This is a genomic window from Marinoscillum sp. HNIBRBA16962, from assembly GCF_057801515.1.
The window spans coordinates 3,335,234-3,349,997 of sequence record NZ_CM173603.1 but is presented as its reverse complement, the minus strand read 5'-3'; the positions used below and the strand labels follow the sequence as shown (position 1 = coordinate 3,349,997).

General features: G+C 43.5%; 8 protein-coding genes. 4 read left to right on the top strand and 4 right to left on the bottom strand.

The annotated features are described in order from the left end of the window. Window positions 1–30 precede the first annotated feature (30 nt). On the bottom strand, window positions 31–945 hold the full coding sequence (locus AC3E9V_RS13935) for a dihydrodipicolinate synthase family protein (protein WP_488748737.1): 915 nt from the start codon (window positions 943–945) through the stop codon (window positions 31–33). A 479-nt stretch (window positions 946–1,424) separates the two neighbouring features. Then, entirely contained in the window at window positions 1,425–4,154 is a 2,730-nt protein-coding gene (locus AC3E9V_RS13930) for a DUF5695 domain-containing protein (protein WP_488748736.1), read from the bottom strand. A gap of 414 nt (window positions 4,155–4,568) precedes the next feature. Between AC3E9V_RS13930 and AC3E9V_RS13925 the strand changes: the two genes are divergently transcribed. From AC3E9V_RS13925 to AC3E9V_RS13910, 4 genes are all read left to right on the top strand, one after another. After that, window positions 4,569–6,839, top strand: coding sequence for a S9 family peptidase (locus AC3E9V_RS13925; RefSeq protein WP_488748735.1), 2,271 nt, complete (start codon window positions 4,569–4,571; stop codon window positions 6,837–6,839). Window positions 6,840–6,866: 27 nt separating this feature from the next. Then, on the top strand, window positions 6,867–9,254 hold the full coding sequence (locus AC3E9V_RS13920; protein WP_488748734.1) for a beta-L-arabinofuranosidase domain-containing protein: 2,388 nt from the start codon (window positions 6,867–6,869) through the stop codon (window positions 9,252–9,254). 468 nt (window positions 9,255–9,722) lie between these two features. After that, the gene (locus AC3E9V_RS13915) at window positions 9,723–10,583 is read left to right on the top strand and encodes a helix-turn-helix domain-containing protein (RefSeq protein WP_488748733.1); all 861 of its coding nucleotides are present in this window, start codon (window positions 9,723–9,725) and stop codon (window positions 10,581–10,583) included. Between the two features lie 178 nt (window positions 10,584–10,761). Then, window positions 10,762–13,815 carry a DUF6055 domain-containing protein gene (locus AC3E9V_RS13910; protein WP_488748732.1) on the top strand — a complete coding sequence of 1,018 codons (3,054 nt, stop codon included), beginning with the start codon at window positions 10,762–10,764 and terminating at the stop codon, window positions 13,813–13,815. 175 nt (window positions 13,816–13,990) lie between these two features. On the opposite strand, the gene AC3E9V_RS13905 is transcribed toward AC3E9V_RS13910, so the two are convergent. Then, the gene (locus AC3E9V_RS13905; protein WP_488748731.1) at window positions 13,991–14,362 is read right to left on the bottom strand and encodes a helix-turn-helix domain-containing protein; all 372 of its coding nucleotides are present in this window, start codon (window positions 14,360–14,362) and stop codon (window positions 13,991–13,993) included. A gap of 26 nt (window positions 14,363–14,388) precedes the next feature. Next, window positions 14,389–14,691 carry a type II toxin-antitoxin system HigB family toxin gene (locus AC3E9V_RS13900; RefSeq protein WP_488748730.1) on the bottom strand — a complete coding sequence of 101 codons (303 nt, stop codon included), beginning with the start codon at window positions 14,689–14,691 and terminating at the stop codon, window positions 14,389–14,391. Window positions 14,692–14,764: the final 73 nt, after the last annotated feature.

Genomic DNA, 14,764 nt, shown 5'->3' with positions numbered 1-14,764 from the left:
ATCTGTCTGGATCTTGCTTTTAGTTTGGTTTTATAAATTTTTATAATCAGGTAGTTTTGGCCGGGTAGCCAGGCTGTCTTCTATGATCTTGATCACTTCCTTTCTTCGCTCTCCCTGTAACGGAAGCCTTGGAAGCCTCACGTTTTCCGAGCCTATACCCGTGTAGGTTTCTGCCAGCTTGATATTCTGAACGAGCTGAGGATCGATATCCAGCTCTGAAAGTGGCATAAACCATCTGTAGACCTGCAGTGCTTCTTCGATTCTGCCTGCCTTGGCCAGTTTATAGATGCATACGGTCTCGTGAGGAAAAGCACATACCAGCCCTGCAACCAGGCCATCTGCTCCTGCCAGTAAACTTTCAAGGGCTAGTGTATCCACACCACCCATTATCTTATACCGGTTTCCGAATCGGTTTCGCATTCTGGTGATGTTGGTAATGTCCCTGGTGGATTCTTTCACCGCCTGAATGTTTTCGCATTGCTGAAGCTCATCCAGCATATCCAGTGATATCAGTATTTTATAATCTACCGGGTTATTGTACATCATGATCGGTAGATCAGTAGCGTTGGCTATGGCTTTAAAATACTCCACCGTTTCGTGATCAGTGGCTTTGTACCGCATGGGAGGGAGCATCATCAGGCCATGAGCTCCATTGCTTTTCGCAAGTTCTGCCTGCCGAATGGCTTCTTTGGTTGTCTGCTCTGCTATGTTGACGATCACAGCGATCTTTCCTTCAGACACCTTTAATGCAGAGTGTGTCAATTGTCTTTTTTCATCATCTGTCAAAGCCGTAGCTTCTCCAAGGGTACCACCCACAATCAAGCCTTCAATCCCAGCATCCAACTGGACCTTAAGATTCTTTTCAAAAAGTGGAAGATCTAACTCATCGTTTGAGGTGAACTTCGTGGTGATTGCCGGGTATACACCTGTCCAGTTTACTTTCATCTTGTTCTTTTCTTTGTTAAAATAAATTTCTTCAAAATTAAAGAGAGAGTATGCGGCTATCTTTCAATATCTTGACCAGAAATGATACTATATTAACATATATACAGCCTAATCAAATCAATTTAAGGTATATATTAGATTATTTTTGATGGGACTTAATTGTCATATTGCAAATTGCATTTTGCCCTTGTTGAGTTAAGGGCTTTATTCCTAACTCACCCCTGGCCCTTTTCTGGAAACAGCTAGTCTATGCACACAAGTTTGTGAAGGGATGCGCCATGTACTGACGTACCTTGAAATAGTGCGCAGTTGGCGCATATTCCCTCTGATCTTAAATTTGCCGGGTTTCCTCCCGACGTTACAAATATTTGGCCCTTACAGGGCCTAAAGCTATTTTAAGATATGAACATAGACTAGAGGGGATTTTGACTTAACCTCAACAATGAAGGGCCAACTTGATAAAGGAGGACTATTACGATTTATTCTAAAGTCAACTTTACCTGTCTTTCTTTCTTTTTCAAGTCAATTTTGTAAGCATTTAATTCCTTTTCAGTATTTCCTCTCAAACTGTATGGCTCATCTATATCTGCTGGTTGTTCTATCCGTAGGTAAGCTGATTTTGTGAATGAGTCCTTTGGATACAGTGTTGCTGTGATTGCTTTGCTTTCTGTGTTGTAGGTTACAGATTTAAATTTACCGGCATCCAGGGTTAGCCAAACTCCAGCCGGAGCGATGTACACTTTTGATTTTGCTGCGGTGGTAATTTCCAGTGTGATATCATTACCCTCTTCTTTTACATTTCCACCAAAGCCTAACCAGCCAAATTCATCGTGTTTATATAGGTAAGAAGAAGTATTGATGGCATAGCCCAAAAAGCCTGTTCCGTAATCTCCCGAATAGCCATCGATTTCCAGCGTAGCGGGGTAGGAGTGGAAAGCTGCCGGCCCAAATCCATCTTTGGTGATATTAGCTATGGATCCCATCAACCCACCGTAACCTACCCTGAGCAGATAAAAATCCTCCGGATTTTCGCGGTATTCTGACAGAACAGGGATGGCATTCAGGCCTGAGCCGTAATGATGTAGCTGCCGTTCTACCCTGGATAGCTTGCCACCATAAAGAAAATCCCAGTATCTTCTGGCGCTTCCGTTGTATCCCCAATGTGGTACCGTGGGCATGTAAGCTAAGATGGCATTGAGGGTAACAACTGCTTTGGTTGAGTACCCAAAGTATTTAGACCACATGTATACCTCTTCCTGTCCGGTAGAATCCCAGGGCATTTCACTTCCAAACGGATAGTTTAAGGACTTCCACAGGTCTGCGCGTTTTCGCATGGCGTTTTCCAACTCTTGTGCCATCAGGCTGAGGCCTTCTTTTTTCAGGTCTTTCAGCAACAAAACAAATATGGTACCTTCCATCTGACCAAACTGTGCGTAATGCGGTGCCTGCTCCACCATGGCTATGGCGGTGTTAAAGGCATTCTCAAGGTACCATTCCCAGGAGTAGTCGGTGACCAGACCTTCATGATATCTTGCCAACCGGTACATGACCCAGTGGGCCGCTGCGACGTGAGGGTAGTTGTATGATCTACCGGTAGACTCAGCCTGCTCCTGATTCCATGCTGCCCAGGTATCATAGTTAACATCTGCTGAGTAAGTGCCTTCCTTCATTTTCTCCGGCTCATAGTAATACATACTCTTTCGGACTCCATATTTATTAGGCCCTTCACTGTACTGTATTCCTCCCCAGAGTGTCTTATGAACAAATTCTTTCAGCTTTTGGATTTCAGCTTTATCAGGCTGGATGGATTCTTTCATCATCGCTGCCAGCCAGGAGCCTGACCCTGCTTCATCGCCCAGCCCGGCGATCCAGGCCCTACTGTCATGGAGTACCTGTTTTTTCTCATCATAATCGTAGCTGATCACAGCAGGATTCCGGTTGAAGGGATCGTTTTCATTGTCATACCATTGCTCCGTGAGCAGGAAATTTCCAAAGTCATCGATGACCTGCTCTTCGCTTTTGATCACCTTATAATGGATGGTTTGTACCAGATCATCCTCATAAGTGATGGTTATTCTTGCTCTGCCCCAGCTTTTTCCATTTACCTGGTATTCAGCCCAGCCTTTCGGTGTATTTCTAACTTTTTCCAGGGATACAGCTTCTTTTGGTTCCACACTTATGGATCGGACAGGCTTATTGTAATTGAGAAAAAGCTTTGCATTTACGTCCATCGGCAGTACATAACCCGGCACCCCGATAGCCACGGGTCGTTCCTCCTCCATCAGTTTTTCCTCAATCAGTTTTACGGAGGGAGCCTGTACAAACTTTAATGCGTATTCTGCCTTTTCTCCGGGATTTAGCACCTTAGAAGAGGGTGTGTTCCAGGGAGTGGCTTCAGCCCAGTCGGTGAGGGCATGCGCTTTGCTGTGGATCATCCACTCGTGGAAGCCTTCGAAGGTGATGCCCCTGGGTGTAGGGTCATCATTCAGTGGGTTGTAGGCCTCAAATGCGGCGTTGGTTTCAGGAAGCACCAGCAATACAGGACCTTTACCGTGAAGCCTTACGGCCTGTAGGTAACCAGCATCTTTTCCTATGTATGGATCAAAGAAAACATTTTCTACATGAGCTTCATCCAATGACTTCCCTGACAGGATGTTATTGAATATCATCGGGATACCGAGCGATCCGATCTCTACGGACTGATCCGAAATGTTCTCAAAGGTAAACCTGAGGATCAGCTCTCCCTCAACGTTTTCCCATGAGCGAATGACTTTTACAGGAAGTTCCTCAGGAAAGGTAGCTTTCAGGTCTGCTGCGGCAAGTTGATTGCCTGCTGGCTCCAGGGCAGTAACGTTGCTTCTTTTAGCTGCTGAGGAATAGCTTTTCCATTCCTGATCATTGCCCGTTTTCAGCCGGAAGTTGATATCTCCCAGGTGGTATGCTCCATCTACATCCCTAAGCTGCAGCCGGTCGCCCGGAGTAAAATCAAATCCCGGTTCACTTTTGGGTTCGAGCATACTTACCGTTTGGGAACTTTTCACCAGTTGAAGGTTAAAATCCCTGGTGCTCAGGTTTTGAAAACCAAGTGTGGTATCCAGCGTGGCTGGCATTTCACCCATTCTTTTCCAGGCTCTCTGAGCTAAGCTGTCGGTTGGGTTTAGTGAGATCAGGATAAAAGAAAATAGAAATAATAAGTCTTTGATCTTCATTCTATTTTTAGTTTGGGGTCGGTTTGGTTTAAGCATGACTGCACTTCCTGTTAGTTAAATTTATTGAGTGATTACCTGAAAGTAAAGCTAGCCAATACCGGGTGCCCTGGTTTTCTCAATTTTGACGCTTTGTGATACTATTTTAGCAGGATATTGGGACCACTCCTGAAGAATGAGATAATAAAAACGATTTGTTATCGGATTAGTGATCTTAACCTAACATCAAGTGAAGTCCACCCTTTCCGATTTTAAGAAAATTCTGATTTTTTAACCCGAAATCGGATAAAATAGCACCATCACAAGTCAAAATAAGCAAAGACATCCGTTTTTGCCTGTGCTACCTTTATTTTTTGAATGATTATGTCATTAGGAGCGATCTCCGATCACTCGATAGATTTAAACTAACTTAAATAAATGATTAGGAGAAGTAAGTTGAGAGGCTTAGTAGTTATACTGGTCCTGCTGAGTTTTAGCCTACAGTCTGAGAAGTGTCTGGCGCAGGGGGCTGTGGAGGACTATAAGAGAGCATTAGCGCTTGATACATTATATAGAGGCAAGGTTTTAAATGCCCCCTCTTCATTTCATTGGGTAGAAGATAAGGCATTTTGCTGGTATCGAAATAAGGAAGCTGATGGAACAAAGTATCTGATGGTGGATGCTTCGAACAGGACCCAGTCCGAAGCATTTGATCATGCTAAGATGGCTGAGGCACTTCATGAGATCTTTGAAAAGCCTTTCGAGGCGTATGACCTGGATCTGGATGATCTGGACCTTGACCTTGATTCTGGTAAAGCAACATTTGAAATTGATTCTGCTAAGATTTCGGTTGATCTGGACTCCTATGAAGGTAAGGTGGTAGAGATCAAAGAGCCCGGAGGCAGGAACGGTCATGGCTACTGGGGGAACAGCCGAGACGAGTTAGAAAATGACCCTATAGAGTCACCTGACGAAAAATGGGAGGCCAGCATCAAAGATTACAATGTAGTAGTCAAAAATAAAGAGACTGAGGAGGAATACCAGCTTAGCTATGACGGCACGGAGGGTAATTATTACTCTGCTTATATGGAGTGGTCTCCTGATAGCAGGAGGTTGGTAGCCACAAGAATAGACCCAGGTGAAAAAAACAAGATCTACTTTGTGGAGTCTTCACCAAAAGATCAGCTACAGCCAAAGCTGCAGGAGCGGGAATATTTGAAGCCGGGAGACGAAATGACTCAACGCTACCCTCAGTTGTTTGACGTGGTGAACAAGCGATATCTGGAAGTCCCTGCTGATGACATTTTGGATCAGTTTACGCTGAATGCTGTCCGGTGGAGAAAGGATGGAAGTGGGTTCACATTTGAATACAATCAGCGTGGACATCAGAGCTACAAAGTGTTTTTTGTAGATACTTTGGGAAACCTCTCCACGATCATCAACGAAACCAGCCCTACTTTCATCGATTACAGCGGGAAGAAGTACCGATATGATATGGATAGTACCAATGAGGTGATCTGGGCTTCAGAACGTGATGGTTGGAATCACCTGTATCTGTATGACGGCAAAACAGGAAAAGTAAAAAACCAGATTACCAAAGGGAAGTGGGTCGTGAGAGACGTGGTGCATGTGGATGAAGCCAATCGTGAGATTATTTTTGAGGCCAGTGGGCTTGATAAAGACCAGGATCCTTATTTTATACATTACTGCAAAATAGGATTCGATGGGAAAAACTTCACCAGGCTCACCCGGGAAAACGGAACCCATGAGGCTACTTTCTCAGATGATTACCGGTATTTTATTGATCAGTATTCACGCATAGATGAACCTCCGATTACCTTCTTAAAAAGTGCTGTTGATGGGAAAGAGTTGCTTGCTTTACAAAGTGCGGATATTCAGAAGCTTGAAGATAATGGCTGGAAAAGCCCTGAAGTCTTTGTGAATAAAGCCAGGGATGGCAAGACGGATATCTGGGGGATTATTGTCCGTCCATCTAATTTTGATCTCGGTAAGACTTATCCGGTCATTGAATACATCTATGCCGGACCGCACAGTTCTTTTGTTCCAAAAAGTTTCAGGCCCTATTTGTGGTCGATGCACGGTATGGCAGAGTTGGGCTTTACTGTGGTTCAGATTGACGGCATGGGTACCAGCAACCGATCAAAAGCATTTCATGATGTCTGCTATAAAAACCTGAAAGATGCCGGTTTCCCGGATCGGAAGCTTTGGATAAAGGCTGCTGCCAAAAAATACTCTTACATGGATACGGAGCGTGTAGGGATATTCGGGACCTCCGCAGGTGGACAAAGCTCCGCTGGTGCTTTGGTTTTTCACCCCGATTTTTATGATGTGGCAGTTTCTTCCTGTGGGTGCCATGACAATCGGATGGACAAGATCTGGTGGAACGAGCAATGGATGGGAAAGATAGGACCTCACTACTCTGAATCATCCAATATTGTCAATGCTCATCAAATGAAAGGGGACCTGATGCTGATACTCGGTGAGCTAGATGATAATGTGGATCCGGCCTCTACGATGCAGTTTGTGAATGCTCTGGTGAAAGCCAATAAAGAGTTTGAGTTGGTGGTAATACCTGGAGCGGGGCATACAAGTGGAGGGGAGTATGGCGAGCGTAAGCGGAAGGACTTCTTTGTTAAAAATTTACTTGGTGTTGACCCTCCTTCATGGTCAGAAGTGTACACCGATTGATTTGTTTCTTAATTTAATATCATCAAAATGAACTTTAGAAAAGCATTTATACTACTTCTGTTTTCTCTTGTTGTGATACCACATATGTATGCCCAGTCTTATGTGCCTGAAATCGGAGAAACAAAAATGAAGGTAAAACCAAAGGTGGAGCTGGGAGCCTATTCGTTTAATCTGAGTGATGTACAGCTAAAGGAAAGCATCTTTAAAGAAGCCATGGATGCACATGTGAAATGGTTGCTGTCACTGGAGCCGGACAGACTTCTTTCCGGATTTATGTCCAATGCCGGACTAGAGCCTAAAGCAGAAAAATACGGTAGCTGGGAAAGTGGGGGGCTTGCCGGGCATTCCCTCGGACATTATTTGTCGGGTTTGTCTCTTTACTACTCAGTAAGCAATGACACGGCGGCATTAAACCGGATCAACTATACCGTAGATGAGCTTGGCCGGGCTCAGGAGGCAAAAGGTACTGGCTATGTTGCAGCTATCCCCGAGGGGGATGATCTGTTTTACCGTGTGTCTTTAGGTAATATCCGATCAAGAGGGTTTGACCTGAATGGCGGCTGGGCTCCGTGGTATACCCTGCATAAAGAGATGGCCGGACTGATGGATGCGTATTTGTATACCGGAAATGAAAAAGCCCTGGAGGTCAATATCGGCCTTGCGGATTGGGCCTATAACCTGCTTAGAGGATTGACTTATGAAGAATTTCAGGAGATGCTGAGGTGTGAGTATGGGGGAATGAATGAAGCCCTTGTTAATACGTATGCCCTTACCGGCGAGGACAAGTACCTGGAGTTATCCAAAAGATTTCACGATACATTCGTAATGGTACCTTTGCAGGAGCGGTTAAATCCACTACCAGGCAAGCACTCCAATACCCAGGTGCCCAAGGTGATCGGAGCGGCACGTCGCTATGAGCTGACAGGAGAGCGTGATGACTTTACAATAGCTGATTTCTTCTGGCATACCATGGTGGATCACCATACCTATGCTCCGGGAGGAAATTCGAACTATGAATACTTAGGCTCTGAGGATGAGCTAAATGATAAGCTCACAAACAATACGATGGAAACTTGCAATACGCACAACATGCTGAAACTCACTCGCCATCTTTTTGCTATCGAACCCTCAGCAGAGCTCATGAACTATTATGAAAGAGCGCTGTATAATCACATTCTAGCATCACAGGATCGTGAAAATGCGGAGGTTTGCTATTTCGTTCCGCTAAAGATGGGTGCCAGAAAAGGATTTCACAATTCGTTTACCTGCTGTGTGGGGACCGGAATGGAAAACCATGTAAAATACGGTGAAACCATTTATTTCAGAGGAGCAGATGGCAGTCTGTTTGTAAACCTTTTTATTCCTTCGGAACTCAACTGGAAAGAGAATAATACGGTGGTTTCATTGGATTCCAATATCCCAGAAGAAGCTGGAGTGACATTAACAGTTTCTCCTGAAAAGAAAACCACATTCACAATACGGATTAGAAAGCCGGAATGGGCAGAGTCTGAAATTCAGTTTAAGGTAAACGGTAAAAATGTGAGCGCATCTGTGGATGAGTATGGGTATTATGCTATCAACCGCGAGTGGAAAAAGGGAGACAAAGTGACTTTTGACCTTCCCATGGGACTCTATGCCCGGACTATGCCCGATAACGAAAACCGCATGGCTTTCTTTTACGGACCTGTGATGCTGGCTGGCGATGTTGGAGCAGAAGAGCCTGATCCGGCTGAAGGAATTCCCACGTTTGTCACCAATGCGGAAGAAGTTTCCGAATTTCTAAAGCCTAAAGGGAACAATATCTTTGCTTCAACAAACGTGGGCAAGCCCAATGATGTGGAGTTTAGGCCATTTTATGATTTCTATGAGGATTATTACAGCGTGTATTGGGATGTGTATGATGATGAGGAGTGGGAAAAAGCCAAAGCTGAGCTGGAAAAAGAAAGAGCTGTACAGGCTGCTTTGGAAGCCAGAACAGTGGACATCATGCGGCTAGGAGAAATGCAGCCAGAACGCGATCACAACCTGGAAGGGGATAATACTTTTACCAGAGAGGCCCATACCCGGAAATACAGGTCTGCGAGAGACGGTTATTTTGCTTTTGACTTAGCAGTAGATGCCAATGAGATAAACCAGCTAGTATTTACCTACTATGGTCAGGACAATCGAAATCGCCGGTTTGATATCCTGGTGGATGATGAGAAAATCGCTGACGAAAACCTGGGTAAATTCCATGGAGATAGATTCTATGATATCTTTTACAAGATCCCGGAAAAGCTTACTGAAGGAAATGAAAAGGTACGGATCACCATTAAAAGTCAAGGAAATAGTGAAGCCGGGCCGGTCTATGGTGTTCGTATGGTTCGTGGAGAAGATACCTCAGGAGATGAATCAGACGAAATACAGGGGAGATAGGTTTAAATATGCAAATGGCCAAATTATGGTCAAAAGTCAGGTGCAACAAGCAATAGACAAAAGGCAAGACCCACAAGACAACCGGTTCTCCGGGAGTGACAGTCTTAAAAATGTTCAAGGTAAGGGTCATTTTCCTTCTTTTAAAGTCATCCCGGGGGGGATCTTTAGCAATCTATGGCAGTGAGCAGTAAACCGGTAGCCGGTGTGTGTTGGTAATCAGGAATAGGCAATAAAATGGCCAAAGGTTAACAGTTAGCAGTCAAAAGTCAAAATGTTATGATTCAATTTTGATTCTCCCTTCCTCGGAATTGCAGCCGGGCAGATTCAACCCTTTCATTAAACAATAGTTTCACTTTTTTAAGTATTTGTACAAGTGTGTTAGTCAGAAATTGCTCTATTTTAACCATGTTTTCTTCTGAAAATGAAAATTTTGGTATAAATAGGTGCAATTTCAACTCATTCGTATAAATGAAAGTTCTGCCATTTAAAATACCCCGCAACTTCGGCGAGCCGATTATGGTCCAGCATGATCAGCAGAAATATCTCTACAATACACTGCATCAGCATCCTGAGCTACAGATCATGTACATCAGGGAAAGTTCTGGTACTGCAGTAATAGGCGGTCATATTGGGGAATTTCATCCGGGAGATGTTTTTATCATTGGGTCTAATATACCTCATGTCTTTAGAAATGAGGAAGCTTATTACCTTGACGAAACGGATTTTCAGGCTGACGTTATTTATCTTTTTTTGGATGAGAAGTTGCCCGGGAATGAGTTGCTGAACTTTGCGGAAGTGAGGGATTTTTTTCAGTCAGCCAAGCAAGGGATCAAATTAACCGGGGATCTGCGGGTGCGGATAGGGAAGCAGATGAATAAACTGCTGGAAATGAACTCACTGGATCGTTTTCTGGAGGTTTTGGAGGTTTTGAACGACTTGTCCAAATCATCGGAATTTATCTTTCTGAACAATGAGGTGATCAGGCAGCGCATAGATGAAAGTGATGGAAAACGCTTAAACGATGTGATCCAATACACCTTTAAGCACTATCACGATAAAATTACCCTTGAAGAGGTTTCACAAATAGCAAATCTCGTACCTTCAGCTTTCTGCAGGTTTTTTAAGCAGCGAACTCGCAAAACCTATTTTGATTTCCTAAACGAGATCAGGATACGAAATGCCTGTAAGCTGCTGTTGAACAAAGATCGAACCATCGTAGAGATCTGTTTTCAGTCAGGCTTTAACAACCTGTCTTACTTCAACAGAAAGTTTAAAGACCTTACCGGGTACTCTCCACTGAAATACCACAAAGCTCTTAAAGGTGAATAAGGATAGTTAAACCATTAAATGTAAAAATAATATCATTTTAGGTTTATTTCAGCGTAGAATTCTCATTATTAGCTACTTAGATTTAGACTAGCTATTTAAGAGTAATTTAAAGAATGTCCAGCTGGTTGTAATTACTGCAAAATAGCACAGTGAATTTTTAATTGAAATTAAGAACACTATGAAAAAGCTAATACTTTTATTCATTATGGGAATGGTATGTCTCACGGCATACGCGCAAAAGCAAATTTATATCCCGCAGGAACATCAGGCGGGGATCAATGATTGCTCCTCACAATATTGTATGGGGAGAAGTTACGAGACAGATAATCTATTTTTTTTATGGTCCAGTAGTACAACACCTAACTATGGTGCAATGGATGCATGTGAGACGATTTATGAATTTTTTTATGATGATCTCAAGTTTGCATCCACAGACCCTTCTGCCAATGTCAACAACTACAAATTTGTCATTATGATAGACCCTGCTACAGGCGGGGCCTTCGGGAGTGGTGTAGATGGAGTAATCGGGGCAATGTGGGTAACTCCTACACATTTGGCAAATTTTGTGTTTGCTCATGAGTTGGGACATTCGTTTTCCTATCAGGCAGGGGTTGACGGACCAGGCCAATATGGATTTCAGGATCAGCCCGGACCAGACGGTAGCCGGATCTACTGCGGACCATTCTGGGAGACAACAGCTAATTATATGGCATTTCAAGTACCTGGAATAAGCAGTAATCCTACGGGGGCGCTTGGTTTATACATGCGGACCTATAATTATTTTTTGACCCATGCCAGGAGTAGATACGAGGCATGGCCCATACTGGAAGCTTTTCAGGCTGAGTTGGGCCCTGGTTTTTTAGGAGAAACATGGCTACAGAGTCAGGATCCGGAACACCAGATTGAGACAATGACTCGCCTATTTGCTAATAATGACACGGAGCAGTTTAGCGATTTGTTTGCTAAATGTGCTATGCGTTTGATCAATTGGGATATTCGCCCGGAGATCGGCAATGCCATGCGAAACCACGTGGCGGCTAACCACAACGAGTTTTTACCAATCCATTTTCAAACACTCCTGAGACCGATTGATGTTTCGAAAGGCCGATATGCTGTTCCGGACAATTTTGCTCCACAGGAGTACGGTTACAACGCCATTAAGCTTTTTCCGGAAAGAGACAACAATGGGAATGCAACAGTATATGTCCACTTCAGAGGGTTGGGGATCAACAATAATGCAGGATGGAGGTATGGGTTTGTAACAGAAGACAACTCAGGAAATGTCCGTTACAGCCAGATATACAGTAGTGACCAGCAGATCATCTCAACCGAGATATTTTCAGATGATGTGGAATTGTACCTGGTGGTAGTTGGAGCACCTACAGAGCATACCAACTATGGATGGGAAGCTGGTTTCCCAAAAGTGTATCGGTACCCTTATGAGTTGGCATTGAAGAATGCCGTGCCAGAAGGATACGAAAACGATTTCAGAATGCCTTCCGGAGTTTCAGGATCGAATCATTTCAATGGTGGAGGCTTTGTAGCAAACTCCGCAAACGTATCATCAGGTGCTTATGTGGGTCCTAATGCGAAAGTTTTGGGGAATGCCACCGTAAGTGGAAATGCCCGAATTGAGGATTGGGCTGTGGTAACGGATAATGCTACTGTAAGTGAAAATGCTATAGTAAGGGGACATGCGATTGTTGGAGGCACTGTTTCGGTTTATGATGATGCTGTAGTAGCTGATGAAGCCAGGGTTTCAGGTTCAGCTAACATTTATAACAGTGCTCAAGTATTGGATGGCGCAACCATTGTCTCCGGAACCATTAACGGAAGTGCAATAGTAAAAGGGAATGCCTTTGAATGGGGACAAACCATTGGAGGTACAGCCGTTATGGGAGGTGATAACCAGAATACTTCGGCTACTTCCGGAGTTTACCTTCAAAAACCTGATTCAAATAATGGCCGGGAGGAAGGAGATGGTCTGGGAGCCTCACATGAGAGCAATGTAGACATCAATACCCTTTCTGCTCCCTACGCATCAGATGAGGAAATGGAAATTCCTGACGGAACTCCTGGAAACAATAATATAGCCCTGGGAGCTACAGCTTCTACTTCCTACGTATCCTCCTGGGAAACATTAGACGCCGTGAATGATGGGTCCAGCCCTTCAAACTCCAATGATAAATCAAGTGGGGCTTATGGCAACTGGGATAATCCGAACTCTACTCAATGGGTACAATATGACTGGTCACAACAGTATGAGATCACTTCTGTGGAAGTTTACTGGTTTGATGATAATGGAGGGGTTTTAACACCTACTACAGCCTATCTTGAATATTGGGATGGATCAAACTGGGTAAACGCAGGCAGTGTACCTAAGGTAAAGGACGCATGGAATGCACTTAATGTATCCGGAGTAACCACTGATCGCCTGAGACTTTCTATGCTGAATAGCAGTCAGTCTACTGGAATCCTGGAATGGAGAGTGTTTGGCTCAGCTGTAAGCACCTCTTCTAATATTGCTTTGAGTGCCACCGCCTCTACGTCTTACGTATCTTCCTGGGAAACCCTGGATGCAGTCAATGATGATTCCAGTCCTTCAAACTCCAACGACAAGTCGAGCGGGGCCTATGGCAACTGGGATAACCCCAATTTGACACAGTGGGTGCAGTATGACTGGTCACAATCGTATGACATAACCTCCGTAGAAGTTTACTGGTTTGATGACAATGGTGGTGTACTTACACCTACTACTGCGTATCTTGAATATTGGGATGGCTCATCCTGGGTAAATGCAGGGGATGTGCCCAAAGTAAAGGATGCGTGGAATACGCTTAATGTGTCAGGAGTAACTACTGATCGTCTGCGTCTTTCCATGCTAAATACAAGTCAGTCTACAGGCATCCTGGAGTGGAGAGTATTCGGTTCTTCCAGCTCTTCCAGGGTAATCAATGTGGCTCTTCCACAGAATGACCAGAAAGGAGTGCTCATTTTCCCTAATCCCGTGAATTCCGAGTTTACCATTGAGGTGAATGGATTTGCAGATCGGGAGAACGTTTCGGCTAAGATCCTGGAACTTTCGGGGAGTATTATTTCTGAATTTGATCTAGGAACCAAACGTCAATTGAAATTAAGCAAGAGTCAGCTGACACTCAACAGTAGCCTTTACATCCTTAAAATAGAGGGTGGTGGTAAGGTGATCACAAAGAAACTTATGGTTACCGATTGATATCACTATCGATGAGGAAAGGCCGGATTTTTCCGGTCTTTCTTTTTTCAATAAAGCCAATCAGTCCGAAAATCCCTTCTCTTGGAGTTTTGAAGGCAGACTGCCGCCGGTGGAGTAGTAATTCCGTACTTGTGAAAGCTGATGGAACTAGATACTTCTATAGTCTAGACAACAATTACACCAAAGGGTAATCTTTTATCAATACATCAAGTGGGATTTTTAATTTGCTGTGTAAGTTGCGAATCATTGTTAAGCTAAGTTTTCTCTTTTTGTTAAGGACAAGTGAAACTTTTGACTTGTCTCCAATTATTCTTCCGAGTTCCGTTTGATTCATTCCGGATTCTTTCATTGAATACTTGATGGCCTCAATTGGGTCCGGTTTATCAATCGTGTAGTTTTTTTCTTCATAATCTTCTATCAGAATCTCAAGAATTTCTGCACGATCGTATTCTTTCGAACCCTTTGGAGCCATGAATAATTCCCTTAGTTCATCAAGGGCAACACGGTATTCAGATTCGTTCCTGATTGGTTTTATATCACTGTGCATTTTCCTCTATTAATTTTTTTAACTTATTAGTAATTCCAAACAGTTTCCGGGTCAACTTTATCATATTCACTATGTGTTCCTATGAAACAAACAAAAACTGATTGCCGATCATAATTAACCTGAACGATCAATCTGTAATCATTTTTATTGATATTGAATATCACTCTACCTTTTCCAATTGGTCTGGCATGAGTAAACGTATTCAAGATATCATCAGGCTTTTCCCAGCTCGCTTTTTTTACTTTTTGTATCCAAATTTTCAATCCTGTTTCAGTTTCAGGATGTTCTGTATAGTACGTTTTTAATGTACTGGTCGCTATTAACCTCATCTATTGGAATAAGTAATAGAGTCATTGTCTTTTTTACAAAGATAATAAAAGTTTCCAAAACGGAAACAACGAT